Consider the following 16,339-nt stretch of genomic DNA (forward strand, 5'->3'; position numbering starts at 1 on the left):
TTTATTTGTGTCGCTGGCGCAGATTTTCTATCACTGTCGTTAAGTCCAAATCCTGATCCTGGAGCAGCACCAGCAGGTGATACATCAGGTCAGAGGCTTCATTGGTCAGCTCGGCCCGGTCGTTCACGGTGGCGGCCAGGGCTGTCTCAACGCCTTCTTCACCCACTTTCTGCGCGATACGCTTGGTGCCGCTGGCATAGAGCTTCGCGGTATAGGAGCTTTGCGGGTCGGCCGTTTTGCGTTCAGCCAGCAGCTGCTCCAGCTGATAGAGGAAGAGCCACTGGTGGCTGGCATCCCCAAAGCAGCTGCTGGTGCCCAGGTGGCACGTAGGCCCGATAGGATTAACCAGCACCAGCAGAGTATCGTTATCGCAGTCAGGGGTGATACTGACCACATTCAGGAAATGACCGGACGTTTCGCCTTTGGTCCACAGGCGCTGTTTGGTGCGTGAGAAGAAAGTCACTTTGCCGCTGTCGAGGGTCTTCGCCAGGGCGTCCTGATTCATATAGCCCAGCATCAGTACTTCACCGGACACCGCGTGCTGCACCACCACCGGCATCAGACCGTCGGTTTTTTCCCAGTCCAGCTGCGCACGTTGTTGCTCTGTTAACATACCCTAATCTCCACGCCCTGATTCGCCAGGAACGTTTTTAACTCACCAATATTGATAATCTGCTTGTGGAACACCGAGGCCGCCAGCGCGCCGTCAACATCGGCATCGCGGAAGGCTTCCAGGAAGTGCTCCATCGTGCCTGCGCCACCCGAGGCAATCAGCGGGACATGGCATACCTCGCGTACTTTTTTCAGCTGAGCGAGGTCGTAGCCGTTGCGCACGCCGTCCTGGTTCATCATGTTCAGTACGATCTCCCCCGCGCCGCGCTTCTGCACTTCCTGCACCCAGTCCAAAGTCTCCCACTGGGTAACGCGGGTACGGCTCTCATCACCGGTGTACTGGTTAACGTGGTATTTGCCGGTGGCTTCATCAAACCAGGTGTCGATGCCGATCACGATGCACTGCACGCCAAAACGATCCGCCAGACGGGTAATCAGTTCGGGATCGGCCAGGGCAGGGGAGTTAATGGAGATCTTATCGGCGCCAAAGGAGAGAATTTTGGCCGCATCGTCCGCCGATTTAATCCCACCCGCCACGCAGAAAGGAATGTCGATCACTTCCGCCACGCGCGCCACCCAGCTTTTATCCACCACGCGGCCATCGCTGGAGGCGGTGATATCGTAAAAGACCAGCTCGTCAGCCCCTTCTTCCGCATAGCGTTTTGCCAGGGGGACGATATCACCGATGATCTCGTGGTTGCGGAACTGCACGCCCTTCACGACCTGACCATCCCGCACGTCGAGACAAGGAATTATCCGTTTTGCCAGCATTGAATCGCCTCCTTAACCGTAAATTTTTCTTCCAGCAGGGCGCGACCAACGATAACCCCACGAACACCCGTACCGCGCAGAGCCGCGATATCATTCAAATCACCAATGCCGCCCGAAGACTGGAACGCCACCTGCGGATAACGGGCGCAGACCTCTTCATACAGCGACACGTTAGAGCCCGCCAGGGTGCCGTCGCGGGAGATATCGGTGCAAAGAACATGCTTCAGGCCCACCGGCAGATAGAGATCGACCAGCGCCTCCAGCGTCACGCCAGAGTTCTCCTGCCAGCCGCTGACCGCAACCTGTTTCTGACCTTGTTCATCAATACGCACATCCAGCGCCAGCACCAGCGCGTCGGCGCCAAAGCGTCTGAACCAGCCTTTTACCGTCTCGGGATCTTTCACCGCGGTGGAGCCTACCACTACGCGCGCCACGCCCGCGTCAAGCAGCGCCGCCACGTCCTCTTCTGTACGCACACCGCCGCCAACCTGCACCGGGACATTAACGCCCGCGACCAGTTTTTTCAGCAGCGGGATCTGGCGTTTGGCCGGATCTTTCGCGCCGGTCAGGTCAACCAGGTGCAGCACCTCAGCGCCCTGCGCGGCATAGTCCTGAAGGCGTGGCAGCGGATCTTTACCGTAGTCGCGCTGCTGGCCGTAATCGCCCTGGTGCAGACGGACAACCGTGCCGTCAATCAAATCTAAAGCAGGAATAATCATCACATCTCCAGGAAGTTTTTCAGCAACTGCGCGCCTGCGGCACCGGAACGCTCCGGGTGGAACTGCACGCCGTAGAAATTATCTTTCTGCACCGCGGCGGTGAAGGGCTCACCGTAATGACACTGAGCGATAGTGTGGGTGTTCACCGGCATTGCGTAGCTGTGCACGAAATAGAAGTACGCTCCGTCCTCGATACCACGGAACAGGCGATCGCCCGCTTTCGGATAGACGCGATTCCAGCCCATGTGCGGCAGAGGTAAACCGTGATCGGTCATCTTCGGCACGTCTTCATCAATAATGCCCAGCAGGTCCACCCCATTGGACTCTTCACTGCGGCGGCCCAGCAGCTGCATGCCCAGACAGATACCCAGCACCGGCTGGGTACAGGCTTTGATCAGTTCAACCAGTTCACGCTGGTGGATCTGATCCATCGCCGCCTGTGCCGTACCGACGCCCGGTAAAAAGAGTTTGCTGGCGCGCAGTACCACATCCGGATCGCGGCTGACCAGCGGCTCGTAGCCGTGGCGGGCAATGGCTGATTTTACGGAGTTAAGGTTGGCGCAACCGGTATCGAGGATCACCACATTCATTACAGCACTCCTTTCGACGACGGCAGGGTATCGCCTTCCACGCGAATGGCCTGGCGCAGGGTGCGGCCAAAGGCCTTAAAGAGGCTCTCCACGCGGTGGTGATCGTTCTTACCTTTGGTTTTCAGATGCAGTGTCAGGCCCATGGCGTAGGAGAGGGAGCGGAAGAAGTGCTCAACCATCTCGGTGCTCAGGTCGCCTACGCGCTGGTAGGTAAAGTCAGCTTTATATTCCAGGTGCGGACGGCCAGAGATATCCAGCGCGCAGCGCGCCAGGCACTCATCCATCGGCAGCACAAAGCCGAAACGGTTAATCCCGCGCTTGTCACCCAGCGCCAGCTTCAGCGCTTCGCCCAGCGCCAGGCCGGTATCTTCCACGGTGTGGTGATCGTCAATGTAGAGATCGCCTTTTACGCCGATCTCCATACGGAATCCGCCGTGAGTAGCGATCTGATCCAGCATATGATCGAAAAAGCCCACGCCGGTATGGATCTTGCTTCCGCCTTCGCGATCCAGCCAGACCTTCACGTCGATCTGCGTCTCTTTGGTATTGCGCTCAACGTGGGAGAAGCGGTCGCGTTTGGTCAGCTGTTCGCCAATCATTGCCCAGTTCAGGGTGTCACGGTGATAGCGCAGGCCCGTAATGCCCATGTTAGCAGCCAGTTCGATGTCGGTAGCGCGATCGCCAATCACATAGCTGTTGGCTTTATCCAGCGCCGCTTCGGCCAGATACTGCTCGACCAGCTTCACTTTCGGCTTGCGGCAGTCGCAGTTATCAGCGGGTAAGTGCGGGCAAATCAGCACTTCATCAAAGGCGACGCCCTGTGAGGTCAGGATCTGCATCATCAGATCGTGCGGGCCGTCAAAATCGGCCTGCGGGAAGCTGTCGGTGCCCAGACCGTCCTGATTGGTGATCATCACCAGCTTAAAACCGGCTTTTTGCAGCTTAAGCAGCACCGGAATGACATCGGCTTCAAACGCCAGCTTGTCGAAACGATCGACCTGAAAATCCGAGGGTGGTTCTGAAATAATGGTGCCGTCACGATCGATAAAGAGGTACTTCTGGCTCATACTTTCTCCGCATTCAGGGCGTCGATAACGCGCTGGCTCTCTTCCCGGGTGCCTACGGAGATACGTAAGCAGCCACTCAAAGAGGGTTGTTTGTTCTGGTCTCTAAGGATAATGCCCTGATCCCACAAAGATTTAAATACTGCACTTGAGGCGGTGAAGCGCGCCAGAATATAGTTGGTTTCCGAATCGAAAACCTGCTCAACGCAGGGGATCTTTTTCAGGGCGCTGACGAGATAGTCGCGCTCGGCAATAATCTGCGCCACGCGACCGCGCATGGCGGTAATACCTTCAGGGGTAAGCGCCTGGCCGGCGATATCGGCCACCGGGGTCGAGAGCGGATAAGGCGCAATCACCTTCATCAGCAGATCGATTACATCTTTATTCGCCAGCGTAAAGCCACAGCGCAACCCGGCCAGGGCAAACGCTTTTGAGAGGGTTCGCAGGATCACCAGGTGCGGATACTCTGCCAGCCAGCCGGCGAGCGTCGCCTGGGGGCAAAACTCGATATAGGCTTCATCGGCGACCACCAGGGCTTTGCCGCGGGTCATCTCCAGCAGGGCGCGAATATCCTGCGGGTTAATCAGCTGGCCGGTGGGGTTATTCGGGCTGCAGACAAAGACCACCTTCACGCCGTCGAGATTATCGGCAATACCCTGTAAATCAAGCTGCCAATTTTCCAGCGTTGGCACTTTACGCAGCTCAACGTTGAAGGTTTCTGCGCTGACGCTGTACATGCCGTAGGTCGGCGGGCAGTAGAGCACTGCGTCTTTACCCGGCTCGCAGAAGGCGCGGATCAGCAGTTCGATGCCTTCATCCGCACCGCGGCTCACCAGCACCTGCTCCGTTTTTACACCAGCGTAGGCCGCATAGTTTTCAATCACCGCTTTCGGCTGACACTCCGGGTAGCGGTTCAGCGTCTGCTGGGTCAGCTCAAAGGCGACAGGCGTCGGAAATTCATTGGCATTCAGCCAGACATCGCCATTGCCCCCCAGGCGGCGGGCAGACTGATACGGGGTCAGGGCGCGAACGTTGTCGCGGGCTAACTCTTCAATACTCATGCTTGCTCCTTCAGGGCGGCAACGCGCAGCGTCACGGCATTTTTGTGGGCGGTCAGGCGTTCAGCGGCGGCCAGGGTTTCAATCGTCGCGGCAAGAGAGGCAAAGCCCTCGCGGCTAAGCTCCTGCACAGTCATGCGCTTCTGGAAATCCGCCAGTCCCAGACTGGAACAGGTGGAGGTATAGCCGTAGGTCGGCAGCACGTGGTTCGTTCCGGAAGCGTAATCCCCTGCGGACTCCGGGGACCAGTCGCCAAGAAATACCGAACCGGCGCTGGTGATGCTGTCGACCAGCTCACGGGCGTTGCGGGTTTGAATGATCAGGTGCTCCGGGCCATAGAGATTAGAAATGGCGATGCACTGGTCCAGATCCCGGGCGACAATCAGGCGGCTGGCGGAGAGCGCCTGGCGGGCAGTCTCTGCCCGGGGCAGATCCGCAAGCTGACGTTCAACGGCTTCACCCACGCGTTTTGCCATATCTGCATCCGGTGTCAGCAGGATAACCTGCGAATCCGGGCCGTGCTCGGCCTGGGAGAGCAGATCGGAAGCGACAAAATCCGGGGTCGCGCCGCTGTCGGCAATCACCAGTACCTCCGACGGACCGGCCGGCATGTCGATGGCTGCACCGTCCAGTCGCTGGCTGACCTGACGCTTGGCTTCGGTGACAAAGGCGTTGCCCGGCCCGAAGATTTTATCCACGCGCGGAATGGACTCCGTCCCCAGCGCCAGCGCCGCGATAGCCTGCGCCCCGCCGACGTTGAAAATCTCCTGCACGCCGCACAGCTGCGCGGCATACAGAATTTCATCGGCAATCGGTGGCGGAGAGCAGAGCACCACTTTACGGCAACCGGCGATACGGGCAGGGGTCGCCAGCATCAACACGGTAGAGAAGAGCGGAGCGGAGCCACCCGGAATATACAAGCCCACCGAGTCGACCGGACGGGTCACCTGCTGGCAGCGCACGCCGGGCAGGGTTTCCACATCGACAGTTTGCAGCTTTTGCGCCGTGTGGAAGGAATCAATATTCTGCACTGCGACAGCCATCGCCTGCTTTAACTCATCGCTCAGGCGCGCTGCGGCCTCGGTAATCTCCTGCTCGCTGACCTTCAGCGCGCCGACCTCGGTTTTATCAAACTTAGCGCTGTACTCCCGCAGGGCTTCGTCGCCGCGGGTTTTTACATTTTCCAGAATCTCCGCCACGGTGCGGGTAATGCTCTGTGACGCGGAGATAGCCGGGCGCATCAGCAGGTCGCGCTGCTGTTCCGCGCTACAGGTGTTCCAGTCGATCACGGTGTTAAAGCTCATGGTTGTTACTCCATCATCTTCTCAATCGGCAACACCAGGATTGAACTGGCGCCCAGCGCTTTCAGTTTTTCCATGGTTTCCCAGAACAGGGTTTCGCTGCTGACCATGTGCATCGCAACGCGCTGCTGATCCCCTGCCAGCGGCAGAATGGTTGGACGTTCAGCGCCTGGCAGCAGGGCGATCACTTCATCCAGGCGTTCAGTAGGTGCATGCATCATGATGTACTTAGATTCTCGGGCCTGGATCACCCCCTGAATACGGGTCAGCAGACGGTCAATCAGCTGCTGCTTGGCTTCAGGCATTTCGCCGTCGCGCTGGATCAGACAGGCTTTGGAGCGGTAGATCACTTCCACTTCGCGCAGGCCGTTCGCTTCAAGCGTGGCGCCCGTGGAAACCAGATCGCAAATAGCATCAGCCAGACCGGCACGCGGCGCGACTTCAACAGAACCGTTCAGCAGACAGGATTTAAACTGCACACCCTTCTGATCGAGGTAGCGCTTCAGCAGGTGAGGGTAGGAGGTGGCAATTCGCTTGCCATTCAGTGAAGCCGGGCCGTCCCACGGTTCGTCAGCCGCGGTGGCCAGCGACAGGCGGCAGCCGCCAAAATCCAGACGGCGCAGCGTGAAGTAGCGCGGATCTTCACCCTGGGCGCGGCGGGTCAGCAGCTCTTCTTCCAGCACGTTTTCGCCAATGATGCCCAGATCTACCACGCCGTCCATCACCAGGCCCGGAATGTCATCGTCACGCACGCGCAGAATATCAATCGGCATATTCTCTGCCAGCGCAATCAAACGCTGCGTGTGCAGGTTAATTTTAATGCCGCAGCGCGCCAGCAGTTCGCGTGAATCGTCGCTAAGACGACCTGATTTCTGCATAGCTATGCGTAAACGTGAATTATCTAACATTGTCGGTTCCTCATGATCCTGTTGTAACTTGCCTGAATACGGTCCAAGAAAAAGCCCCCGGAAGATGATCTTCCGGGGGCTTTTTCTTGCGTTCATGCACCACTGGAAGATCTAACTGTCTTCCAGCACACATCGCCTGAAAGACTAGTCAGGATGATGGTGATGATGATGGTGTTTAAATTGAACGCGTGTCATAAAATTCTCGATGAATGCTTATTCATGTGATGTCGTTTAACCTAAACCACTTGCGCTATATAAAGCAAGGGCTTTTTTTAATCATTAAATGATTTCATATTAGCGCTATCAATTGTCAGTTCAGCGTGGCTGGCGTAGCCTTACAGCAGAGGCGTAATAGTCAGGAGAAAACGCATGAAAAAGGTCGCAATTGTCGGTCTGGGATGGCTTGGAATGCCGCTAGCTATGTCGTTACAGGCGCGGGGCTGGCACGTCACTGGCAGCAAAACCACCGCAGATGGCGTCGAGGCGGCGCGGATGTGCGGTATTGAGAGCGTTGAGTTGCGCCTTGAGCCGGAACTGGTATGCGACGCCGATGACCTGGACGCTCTGATGAATGTGGATGCGCTGGTATTAACGCTGCCGGCACGTCGCACCGGTCCGGGTGAAACCTATTATCTGCAAGCGGTGCAGGAAATTGTCGACAGCGCGCTGGCACACCATATTCCGCGCATTATTTTCACCAGCTCAACCTCGGTATATGGCGATGTCGAAGGCACCGTCAAAGAAAATATGCCGCGCCAGCCGGTAACCTCCAGCGGGCGTGTTTTAAAAGAGCTGGAGGACTGGCTGCATAATTTACCCGGCACTCAGGTGGATATATTACGCCTTGCAGGGTTAGTCGGGCCTGGCCGTCATCCCGGGCGTTTTTTTGCCGGTAAATCAGCGCCGGACGGGCAACATGGCGTCAATCTGGTGCATCTTGAAGACGTGATCGGCGCAATTACCCTGTTATTACAGGCCCCGAAGGGCGGGCACATCTATAATATATGTGCGCCCTCTCATCCAACACGCAGTACATTCTATCCGGCGATGGCCCGTCAGCTTGGCCTGGCGCCACCGCACTTTCACGATGCCCCCGGAGAGGGGAAGGGCAAATTGATTGATGGGAACCGCATCTGTCATGAACTGGGATTTGAGTATCTCTTTCCCGATCCGCTGGTTATGCCAATGGAGTAACGCCGCTGGCGGAGCGTAAGCGCACCACAAGGGGGTGAGCATGAAACCGCTGCTGGATGTCCTTATAATCCTTGATGCACTGGAAAAAGAGGGGAGCTTTGCCGCGGCGTCGGCGAAGCTCTTTAAAACGCCCTCCGCCCTCAGTTATACCGTTCACAAGCTGGAAAGCGACCTTAATATTCAAATCCTTGACCGTACCGGCCACCGGGCGCGCTTTACCCGCACCGGAAAAATGCTCCTGGAAAAGGGGCGGGAAGTACTGCATTCAGTACGCGAGCTGGAAAAGCAGGCCGTCAAACTGCATCAGGGTTGGGAAAATGAGCTGATAATCAGCGTAGACGATACGTTTCCCTTTTCACTGCTGTCGCCGCTGATTGAAGCCTTCTATCAGCGACACAGCGTCACCCGGCTTAAGTTTATCAACGGCGTCCTTGCGGGCTCATGGGAGGCGCTGGTGCAGGGGCGGGCGGATATTGTCGTCGGCGCATTACACGAGCCGCCCCAGCTCAGCGAATTTGGTTTTGCCTGTCTGGGACAGCTCGAACAGGTCTTCGTCATTGCCCCGCACCATCCTTTAGCCCAGGAGCCCGAGCCGATTAACCGTCGGGTCATTAAAAGCTACCGTGCCATTGTGGTGGGTGACAGCGCTTTGCCTGGCTGCACCGCGTCATCGCAGCTGCTTGACGATCAGGAAGCCATTACCGTTTTCGATTTTAAAACCAAACTGGAACTGCAAATTAGCGGCTTAGGCTGCGGTTACCTTCCGCGTTATTTAGCTCAGCGTTTTATCGAAAGCGGGGCGTTAGTTGAGAAGCAGGTGATGGCGCAATCCAGTTATGATTCCGTGTGGATAGGCTGGAATGAACAGACTGCCGGCCTCGCCAGCGCCTGGTGGCGCCAGGAAATTTTAGCAAATAGTGCTATTGCTGCCGTTTACGCCCAAAGCGAAGCCGAGAAATCAAGCGATTAGTGTGAATTTTTTGTGTCAGATAGCCTTTGCACTCTTGCCTTTTCGTCCCAAACCAGGGCAAAATGCGCCGCTGCAAACATATAAATAATCGACGATATAAAAGGCGTCGGTTATTTTTTTTTGCATGTAAGAAAATCATTTAAATCCAAGAGGCCGGGCTTCGTACCGGATAGATACTTACTAAAATCCGACAGTTGTTGTCGCTGAGGAAGAAAGAAATGGGGCAATCATTCGCTTACGTGGCGGTATTCACCGTAAAGGAGAATAACTATGTCGCATAATGCAACTCCAAAAACCTCTCGCGTGGAATTACGTAAAACGCTTACGTTGATTCCGGTTGTTATGATGGGCCTTGCCTATATGCAGCCGATGACGCTGTTTGATACATTCGGTATCGTATCAGGCCTCACTGACGGTCACGTTGCAACGGCGTATGCCTTTGCGCTGGTCGCAATCCTCTTTACCGCGCTGAGCTACGGTAAGCTGGTTCGCCGCTTCCCGTCTGCTGGCTCTGCGTACACCTATGCTCAGAAATCCATTAGCCCGGCTGTTGGCTTTATGGTGGGCTGGTCATCTCTGCTGGACTACCTGTTCATGCCGATGATCAACATTCTGCTGGCAAAAATTTACTTCGAAGCGCTGGTGCCTTCCGTGCCGTCGTGGATCTTCGTTGTAGCGCTGGTGGCCTTTATGACCATCTCTAACCTGCGCAGCATCAAGACCGTTGCTAACTTCAACACCCTGATCGTTATCCTGCAGATGGGTATTGTTGCGGTAATCGTCGGTCTGATCATCTACGGTGTTTCTCACGGTGAAGGTGCGGGTACGCTGGTAAGCTCACGTCCGTTCTGGTCTGAAGGCGCGCACGTTGTGCCAATGATCACCGGTGCGACGATCCTTTGCTTCTCGTTCCTGGGCTTCGACGGTATCTCTTCTCTGTCTGAAGAGACAAAAGACGCAGAGCGTGTCATCCCGCGTGCTATCTTCCTGACGGCGCTGCTGGGCGGCATCATCTTTATCGGTGCGTCTTACTTCCTGCAGCTCTACTTCCCGGATATCTCTCGCTTCAAAGATCCGGATGCGTCACAGCCAGAAATCATGCTGTATGTTGCGGGTAAAACCTTCCAGTGGGGCGTGCTGATCTTCTCCAGCGTTACCGTACTGGCATCCGGTATGGCGGCGCACGCAGGCGTTTCCCGTCTGATGTACGTGATGGGTCGTGATGGCGTATTCCCGACGCGCTTCTTCGGTTATGTTCATCCGAAATGGCGTACCCCGGCATGGAACGTGCTGCTGGTGGGTGCGATTGCGCTGCTGGCGATTAACTTTGACCTGGTTACCGCGACTGCCCTGATTAACTTCGGTGCGCTGGTTGCCTTTACCTTTGTTAACCTCTCCGTGATCTCGCAGTTCTGGATCCGTGAGAAGCGCAACAAAACGCTGAAAGACCACTTCAACTACCTGCTGCTGCCGGTATGTGGCGCGCTGACCGTGGGTGCGCTGTGGATCAACCTGGAAGAGAGCTCCATGATTCTGGGTCTGATCTGGGGTGGTATCGGCCTGGTTTACCTGGCATGCGTGACCAAAAGCTTCCGCAACCCGGTACCGCAGTACGAAGACGTCGCATAACAACTTTCCAGGCCCGGCAAGCGTAACGCCGCCGGGCAAAGCAAAAAAACCGGAGTACATCGCCTCCGGTTTTTTTATGCCCTGAACTTACACAATCTCCTGCGCATACTGGTACAGCGCTTTCAACAGTGCCTGCTTCTCCGCATTGCCTTCGTACTCACCGTAGAGCATCTCAAGCTCCTGGGCATAGGCCTGTAAATATTCCGGCGTAAAGACGTTGCGGCGATGCTGCAACCAGCGCTCCTGCTCGGCCTCATCCAGCGTGCCGGGGAAGTTACGCGCGCGATAGTTAAACATTAGCTTCCGGATGCGCTCATCCGCAAAGGTAATATCCAGCGCAGGCAGGTTACGAGGATCGGTCTGCAAAACGATATTCATGGCATTGCGGTCCGCATCGCTGAAAAAGCCGTTATAGAGCTGGGCATCGACGTTCTCAGAAGGAATAAACGGATCCGCTTCGGCGAAAATCGCCACCGCTTTTTCCCGCACCTGCGGGTTTTCCCGCAGCAGCTTCAGGTTAGCCAGGCAGCGTTGACGATCGATTCCCAGCCGCTCGGCATCGATTGGGCGCAGGGTGTTGGCAGGCGCCAGCACCGGACATTTATTGATATGCACCAGCTTCAGCGGTACGGCGGCATCGTCGCCCAGCGCCTCTTTCGGCGTGTACAGCCGCTCGCGAAGCTGGTCGCTATCGAGCGTTAGCAGCGGGGTAATATCGCCTGCCAGATCCACCATAATCACCGCGTTGCGGTTTTCCGGATGCCAGGCCAGCGGGGCGACCCAGCTGGTGTTGCCTCGCCAGGCGCCAAACATCCCGGAGATGTGCATCAGTGGTTTCATCTGCGGCACATCAATCAGAGTGGTTAATTTTTGTTTGCTGCGATGGCTGAGCAGGTACTCAAACAGCTTCGGCTGTTGGGTCTTAACCAGCTTCGCCATCGCAATGGTAGCGTACACATCCGCCATGGCATCATGGGCGTTACTGTGTTCAATGCCGTTCGCGCGGGTCAGATGTTCCAGGCGGAAGCTGGGCAGCCCGTCGTCGTTTTCCGGCCAGTTAATCCCCTCCGGACGCAGGGCGTAGCAGGCGCGCATCACGTCGAGCAGATCCCAGCGCGAATTACGGTTTTGCCAGCTCCAGGCGTAAGGATCGTAGAAGTTACGGTAGAAAATATGGCGGGTCACTTCGTCATCGAAGCGCACGTTGTTGTAGCCCACCACGCAGGTGTTGGGCACGGTGAACAGGTCATGAATGCGACGGGCAAACTCTGCCTCATTTACCCCTTTCTCCCGGGCTTCCTGCGGGGTGATGCCGGTGACCATCACTGCGCCGGGCTGGGGTAAATAATCATCGGCCGGTTTGCAATAAAACACCTCCGGCTCGCCGATAACGTTGAAATCTGCATCGGTGCGGATGGCAGCAAACTGAGCGGGGCGATCCAGCGACGGGCTGGTGCCGAAGGTTTCGTAATCGTGAAATAAAAATGTAGGGCGCGCGGCGGAGTCAGACACCAGTAATACCATCCTGTTTATGAGTGACGCTGCTATGGTAAACCATCCGGCCAGGCACGCCGAAGAAAAAGCGCTGTCCGCCTGCAAATTTGCGACCTGGCATCCGGGAAAAACATGCGTGCTGTCACATTTTTTTGCAATTATTCCAGGTATCCAGCGGGAAACTTCCGTAAAAAGGGCAACGATTTTAAATGACCTGAGGATATACCGTTGAAACGCCGTCTGTTTATTGCTGTTTCTTTACTCACTTTGAGCATTTCATCCGCGCTGGCTGCCGATCCGATTAATTATGCGCCGCAGCCGCCAGCTATCCAGGCGGGTTCCTGGGTGCTGATGGACTATACGACGGGGCAAATTTTAACGGCGGGCAACGAACATCAGCAGCGTAATCCGGCCAGCCTGACCAAGCTGATGACCGGCTATGTGGTCGATCGCGCGATCGACAGCCATCGCATCACCCCGGACGATATGGTCACGGTCGGTCAGGATGCCTGGGCCAAGGGCAATCCGGTTTTTGACGGCTCCTCGCTGATGTTCCTGAAAGCGGGTGAACGGGTCTCCGTGCGCGACCTCAGCCGCGGCCTGATTGTCGATTCCGGGAACGACGCCTGCGTGGCGCTGGCTGATTACGTGGCGGGCGGGCAGCCGCAATTCGTCAATATGATGAATAATTACGTCAAAAAGCTGAATTTGCGCGACACCCATTTTGAAACGGTACACGGTCTCGATGCACCGGGCCAGCACAGCTCCGCTTACGATCTGGCGGTGCTCTCCCGCGCCATCATCCACGGTGAGCCGGCGTTTTATCATATGTACAGTGAAAAGAGCCTGACCTGGAACGGTATCACTCAAAAGAACCGTAACGGTCTGCTGTGGGACAAGTCGCTCAATGTGGATGGTCTGAAAACCGGACACACCTCCGGCGCCGGTTTTAACCTGATCGCCTCTGCTGTCGACGGCGAGCGCCGTCTGATTGCCGTCGTCATGGGAGCTGAAAGTCCAAAAGGCCGCGAGGATCAGGCGCGCAAACTACTCCAGTGGGGCCAACAGAATTTCGATACCGTGCAGATCCTGCGTAATGGTAAGCAAGTGGGCAACGAGCGCATCTGGTACGGTGATAAGGAGCGTATTTCGTTAGGCACCGATCAGGACTTCTGGCTGGCGCTGCCTAAGGCGGAGCTGCCCAACATCAAGGCGAAGTATGTCCTGGATAAGAAAGAGCTCGAAGCACCGATTGCCGCCCATCAGCGGGTCGGGGAGATCGAGCTATACGATCGCGATAGAGTGGTAGCTCATTGGCCGCTGGTGACGCTGGAGAGCGTCGGTAAAGGCGGGATGTTCTCGCGGCTAAGCGACTATCTGCACCATAAGGCGTAGCGCATGGAGGAGCAGGCTGGCGACTGTGCGAGCCTGCTCGCATAATAGACAGGTCATTATTGTTAAACCGCTTTTTTCTGCATTACAGTGTATGTATATACAGTGAACAATCGGAGGCAGCATGGACTACAGCATCACGCACCAGAACAAACGCAAAATTGCCGGTTTTCATATGGTTGGCCCGTGGGAGCAAACCGTTAAGCAGGGTTTTGAACAACTGATGATGTGGGTGCAGGGGCGTCAGATCCAGCCGCTGGAGTGGGTGGCGGTCTATTATGATAACCCTGACGAAGTGCCTGCCGAAAAATTACGCTGCGACACGGTCATCACCGTGCCGGACGATTTTGTTATTCCTCCCAACAGTGAAGGGGTGATCCTCACCGAAGTGGCTGCAGGCGACTACGCGGTGGCGACGGCCCGCGTAGAAAACCATGATTTCGCCACGCCCTGGAACCTGTTTTTCGACAGCCTGCTTGAGGATGTCGATTACCAGATCGCGCCAAAAGCCTGCTTTGAACGTTATCTGAATGACGGTAACGCCGACGGTTACTGGGATATCGAGATGTTTATTCCGGTACAGAGCCGTATTGCGTAACGGTCCACTAATGCCCACTTTTAACAGGGTTTTTCTGCCGGGGAGCACTACTCCGGCAGAAAACGCAGTACAATCAGGGTTTGCCGTAAAGCTGGAGAGCGTGTGCGCCCCGACAAATCTCTAACGCCTTTTGAAATTCGACTGTATCGTCATTACCGCATCGTACATGGATGCCGTATCGCGCTGGCGTTTATCCTCACTTTTTTACTGGTGCGTCTGCTGGAGGTGCCGGAAGGGACATGGCCGCTGATCACCCTGGTGGTCATCATGGGGCCGATCTCCTTCTGGGGGAACGTCGTTCCGCGCGCGTACGAGCGCATTGGCGGCACCATTCTGGGTTCGGCGTTGGGGTTAATTGCCCTGAAGCTGGAGCTAATCTCTCTGCCGCTGATGCTGGTGTGGTGCGCGGCGGCCATGTTTCTCTGCGGCTGGCTGGCACTGGGCAAACGCCCCTATCAGGCGCTGCTGATCGGCATCACCCTCGCGGTGGTGATTGGCGCGCCGACCGGGGACATGCAGACTGCTCTGTGGCGAAGCGGTGATGTAATTCTGGGATCGCTGCTGGCGATGCTCTTTACCGGTATCTGGCCGCAGCGCGCCTTTTTACACTGGCGTATCCAGATGGCGAACTACGTCACCGCCTTTAACCGGGTCTACCAGGCGGGCTTTTCCCCCAACCTGGTGGAACGACCACGGCTGGAAAAACACCTGCAAACCATCCTCAATGACGTGGTAAAAATGCGCGGTCTGATCACTCCGGCCAGCAAAGAGACCCATATTCAGAAAGCGATCTTTGAAGCGATCCAGACCGTGAGCCGCAACCTGGTCTGCATGCTCGAGCTACAGATCAACGCCCACTGGTCCTCCCGGGCCAGCCATTTTGTGATGCTGAATGCCCGGACCTTAAAAGAGACGCAGCAGATGACGCAGCAAACGCTGCTCACCATTGCCCATGCGCTTTATGAAGGTAATCCGCAGCCCATCCTGGCGAACACCGAGCGGCTGAACGAAATCGTTGCCGAGCTGCGTCAGTTGATCAACGATCATCACAATGAAAACGTGGCGGAAACGCCCATACACGGCTATGTATGGTTGAGCATGGAACTTGCTCGCCAGCTGGAATTATTATCGCATCTTATCTGCCGGGCATTGCGCAAATAAAAAGCGGCTATGCAGGGTTGTGTTGTCTGCTGCTTCGATTCAGCAGAAATTGAGGTTATGATAGGGACAAAGGAAAAATTATTGTCATCAGCAATCGCTGTCAGTAAGGTTAATGCTATCGCGGTTGTTTAAACGAATCCGAATCTCACATTATCAGGGGTGTAAAAATGGAAACAACTAAGCCTTCGTTCCAGGATGTTCTGGAGTTTGTCCGCCTGTTCCGCCGTAAGAACAAACTGCAACGTGAAATCCAGGACGTTGAGAAGAAGATCCGTGACAACCAGAAGCGCGTTCTGCTGCTGGACAACCTGAGCGATTACATCAAACCAGGCATGAGCGTTGAAGCTATCCAGGGCATCATTGCCAGCATGAAAAGCGACTACGAAGACCGCGTAGACGACTACATCATCAAAAACGCTGAGATCTCTAAAGAGCGTCGCGAAATCTCCAAAAAACTGAAAGTGATGGGCGAGATGAAGCACGCGGAAGCCAAAGGCGAGTAATCACCGCCTAACAGCTAAGCCCTCCGACCAGTCGGGGGGCTTTTTTTTGGCTCCGGTTTTTTTACCGGCATCAGAAAAGCAAAAAGCCTGCTCGAAAGCAGGCTTTTTAAATTTGGCTCCTCTGACTGGACTCGAACCAGTGACATACGGATTAACAGTCCGCCGTTCTACCGACTGAACTACAGAGGAATCGTTGTGGAGCGTTATCTTAGCGGCGAAAAAACTTTTGTCAAACCTGATCTTAGTCCGATTCGATCAACTGCCGATTCTGTCACCAGTTTGTCGTAATTACCTACATATTTTTGTGGGAAATACTTTGCAGGATCTGCTTTTCTCCCTCATTATTTGAAATGTAGTTTCAACTTTCTCTCTAAG

At 55.7% G+C, this 16,339-nt stretch carries 18 protein-coding genes, 1 tRNA gene and 1 other annotated feature; of the genes, 8 read left to right on the forward strand and 11 right to left on the reverse strand.

Features of this window, described 5'->3' with window-relative positions:
* Nucleotide 1: 1 nt before the first annotated feature.
* From hisIE to hisL, 9 genes are all read right to left on the reverse strand, one after another.
* Nucleotides 2–613, reverse strand: coding sequence for a bifunctional phosphoribosyl-AMP cyclohydrolase/phosphoribosyl-ATP diphosphatase HisIE (gene hisIE / locus C3406_RS12760; protein ID WP_039030242.1), 612 nt, complete (start codon nt 611–613; stop codon nt 2–4).
* Nucleotides 607–1,383: an imidazole glycerol phosphate synthase subunit HisF gene (gene hisF, locus C3406_RS12765; RefSeq protein WP_103822483.1), complete on the reverse strand. Its 777-nt coding sequence runs from the start codon at nt 1,381–1,383 to the stop codon at nt 607–609. The genes hisIE and hisF overlap by 7 nt, the downstream gene beginning before the upstream one ends.
* The gene (gene hisA, locus C3406_RS12770; protein ID WP_103822482.1) at nt 1,365–2,102 is read right to left on the reverse strand and encodes a 1-(5-phosphoribosyl)-5-[(5-phosphoribosylamino)methylideneamino]imidazole-4-carboxamide isomerase; all 738 of its coding nucleotides are present in this window, start codon (nt 2,100–2,102) and stop codon (nt 1,365–1,367) included. Before hisA ends, hisF begins: the two co-directional genes overlap by 19 nt.
* Nucleotides 2,102–2,692: an imidazole glycerol phosphate synthase subunit HisH gene (gene hisH, locus C3406_RS12775; protein ID WP_103180193.1), complete on the reverse strand. Its 591-nt coding sequence runs from the start codon at nt 2,690–2,692 to the stop codon at nt 2,102–2,104. The genes hisA and hisH overlap by 1 nt, the downstream gene beginning before the upstream one ends.
* A complete protein-coding gene (gene hisB, locus C3406_RS12780; protein WP_103822481.1) occupies nt 2,692–3,759 on the reverse strand; it encodes a bifunctional histidinol-phosphatase/imidazoleglycerol-phosphate dehydratase HisB in 1,068 nt (355 codons plus the stop codon). Before hisB ends, hisH begins: the two co-directional genes overlap by 1 nt.
* Nucleotides 3,756–4,817, reverse strand: a complete 1,062-nt coding sequence (gene hisC, locus C3406_RS12785; RefSeq protein ID WP_103822480.1) for a histidinol-phosphate transaminase — start codon at nt 4,815–4,817, stop codon at nt 3,756–3,758. Before hisC ends, hisB begins: the two co-directional genes overlap by 4 nt.
* Nucleotides 4,814–6,118 carry a histidinol dehydrogenase gene (hisD, locus tag C3406_RS12790; RefSeq protein WP_103822479.1) on the reverse strand — a complete coding sequence of 435 codons (1,305 nt, stop codon included), beginning with the start codon at nt 6,116–6,118 and terminating at the stop codon, nt 4,814–4,816. The genes hisC and hisD overlap by 4 nt, the downstream gene beginning before the upstream one ends.
* 5 nt (nt 6,119–6,123) lie before the next feature.
* Nucleotides 6,124–7,023, reverse strand: coding sequence for an ATP phosphoribosyltransferase (hisG, locus tag C3406_RS12795; RefSeq protein WP_103180189.1), 900 nt, complete (start codon nt 7,021–7,023; stop codon nt 6,124–6,126).
* Between the two features lie 45 nt (nt 7,024–7,068).
* Nucleotides 7,069–7,192: a sequence feature (His leader region), on the reverse strand.
* A complete protein-coding gene (gene hisL, locus C3406_RS12800) occupies nt 7,168–7,218 on the reverse strand; it encodes a his operon leader peptide (protein ID WP_001364200.1) in 51 nt (16 codons plus the stop codon). Its footprint overlaps the feature before it by 25 nt.
* Nucleotides 7,219–7,392: 174 nt before the next feature.
* On the opposite strand from hisL, the gene C3406_RS12805 reads away from it, so the two are divergent.
* The 4 genes from C3406_RS12805 to C3406_RS12820 all read left to right on the forward strand — a co-directional run bounded on the left by C3406_RS12805 (nt 7,393) and on the right by C3406_RS12820 (nt 10,816).
* The gene (locus C3406_RS12805; RefSeq protein ID WP_103822478.1) at nt 7,393–8,217 is read left to right on the forward strand and encodes an SDR family oxidoreductase; all 825 of its coding nucleotides are present in this window, start codon (nt 7,393–7,395) and stop codon (nt 8,215–8,217) included.
* A 40-nt stretch (nt 8,218–8,257) separates the two neighbouring features.
* Nucleotides 8,258–9,187, forward strand: a complete 930-nt coding sequence (locus C3406_RS12810; RefSeq protein ID WP_103822477.1) for a LysR family transcriptional regulator — start codon at nt 8,258–8,260, stop codon at nt 9,185–9,187.
* Nucleotides 9,188–9,405: 218 nt separating this feature from the next.
* Nucleotides 9,406–9,468 (forward strand): membrane protein YoeI, encoded by a 63-nt coding sequence (gene yoeI / locus C3406_RS26860; RefSeq protein ID WP_138370007.1) that lies wholly within the window; start codon nt 9,406–9,408, stop codon nt 9,466–9,468.
* Entirely contained in the window at nt 9,458–10,816 is a 1,359-nt protein-coding gene (locus C3406_RS12820; protein ID WP_168194464.1) for an APC family permease, read from the forward strand. The genes yoeI and C3406_RS12820 overlap by 11 nt, the downstream gene beginning before the upstream one ends.
* Nucleotides 10,817–10,903: 87 nt before the next feature.
* On the opposite strand, the gene sbcB is transcribed toward C3406_RS12820, so the two are convergent.
* The gene (sbcB, locus tag C3406_RS12825; protein ID WP_103822520.1) at nt 10,904–12,328 is read right to left on the reverse strand and encodes an exodeoxyribonuclease I; all 1,425 of its coding nucleotides are present in this window, start codon (nt 12,326–12,328) and stop codon (nt 10,904–10,906) included.
* Between the two features lie 204 nt (nt 12,329–12,532).
* On the opposite strand from sbcB, the gene dacD reads away from it, so the two are divergent.
* The 4 genes from dacD (at nt 12,533) to C3406_RS12845 (ending at nt 15,964) form a co-directional block, all read left to right on the forward strand.
* Nucleotides 12,533–13,705 carry a serine-type D-Ala-D-Ala carboxypeptidase DacD gene (gene dacD, locus C3406_RS12830; RefSeq protein WP_103822475.1) on the forward strand — a complete coding sequence of 391 codons (1,173 nt, stop codon included), beginning with the start codon at nt 12,533–12,535 and terminating at the stop codon, nt 13,703–13,705.
* A 121-nt stretch (nt 13,706–13,826) separates the two neighbouring features.
* On the forward strand, nt 13,827–14,300 hold the full coding sequence (gene sbmC, locus C3406_RS12835) for a DNA gyrase inhibitor SbmC (RefSeq protein WP_103822474.1): 474 nt from the start codon (nt 13,827–13,829) through the stop codon (nt 14,298–14,300).
* A gap of 102 nt (nt 14,301–14,402) precedes the next feature.
* Nucleotides 14,403–15,461: an FUSC family protein gene (locus C3406_RS12840; RefSeq protein WP_103822473.1), complete on the forward strand. Its 1,059-nt coding sequence runs from the start codon at nt 14,403–14,405 to the stop codon at nt 15,459–15,461.
* 167 nt (nt 15,462–15,628) lie between these two features.
* Nucleotides 15,629–15,964 carry a DUF496 family protein gene (locus tag C3406_RS12845; RefSeq protein ID WP_103180181.1) on the forward strand — a complete coding sequence of 112 codons (336 nt, stop codon included), beginning with the start codon at nt 15,629–15,631 and terminating at the stop codon, nt 15,962–15,964.
* Nucleotides 15,965–16,077: 113 nt separating this feature from the next.
* Here the strand turns inward: C3406_RS12845 and C3406_RS12850 are convergent.
* Nucleotides 16,078–16,153: transfer RNA gene (locus tag C3406_RS12850), tRNA-Asn, on the reverse strand.
* Nucleotides 16,154–16,339 lie beyond the last annotated feature (186 nt).

Source organism: Leclercia sp. LSNIH8 (genome assembly GCF_002920195.1).
Lineage (GTDB): Bacteria > Pseudomonadota > Gammaproteobacteria > Enterobacterales > Enterobacteriaceae > Enterobacter.

Bases quoted from the DNA above. Each gene is read 5' to 3' on its own strand.
- hisF (WP_103822483.1), bottom strand. From the start codon at position 1,383: ATGCTGGCAAAACGGATAATTCCTTGTCTCGACGTGCGGGATGGTCAG.
- C3406_RS12845 (WP_103180181.1), top strand. From the start codon at position 15,629: ATGGAAACAACTAAGCCTTCGTTCCAGGATGTTCTGGAGTTTGTCCGC.
- sbmC (WP_103822474.1), top strand. From the start codon at position 13,827: ATGGACTACAGCATCACGCACCAGAACAAACGCAAAATTGCCGGTTTT.
- C3406_RS12820 (WP_168194464.1), top strand. From the start codon at position 9,458: ATGTCGCATAATGCAACTCCAAAAACCTCTCGCGTGGAATTACGTAAA.
- hisB (WP_103822481.1), bottom strand. From the start codon at position 3,759: ATGAGCCAGAAGTACCTCTTTATCGATCGTGACGGCACCATTATTTCA.
- hisD (WP_103822479.1), bottom strand. From the start codon at position 6,118: ATGAGCTTTAACACCGTGATCGACTGGAACACCTGTAGCGCGGAACAG.
- C3406_RS12805 (WP_103822478.1), top strand. From the start codon at position 7,393: ATGAAAAAGGTCGCAATTGTCGGTCTGGGATGGCTTGGAATGCCGCTA.
- hisIE (WP_039030242.1), bottom strand. From the start codon at position 613: ATGTTAACAGAGCAACAACGTGCGCAGCTGGACTGGGAAAAAACCGAC.
- hisH (WP_103180193.1), bottom strand. From the start codon at position 2,692: ATGAATGTGGTGATCCTCGATACCGGTTGCGCCAACCTTAACTCCGTA.
- C3406_RS12810 (WP_103822477.1), top strand. From the start codon at position 8,258: ATGAAACCGCTGCTGGATGTCCTTATAATCCTTGATGCACTGGAAAAA.
- hisG (WP_103180189.1), bottom strand. From the start codon at position 7,023: ATGTTAGATAATTCACGTTTACGCATAGCTATGCAGAAATCAGGTCGT.
- hisC (WP_103822480.1), bottom strand. From the start codon at position 4,817: ATGAGTATTGAAGAGTTAGCCCGCGACAACGTTCGCGCCCTGACCCCG.
- hisA (WP_103822482.1), bottom strand. From the start codon at position 2,102: ATGATTATTCCTGCTTTAGATTTGATTGACGGCACGGTTGTCCGTCTG.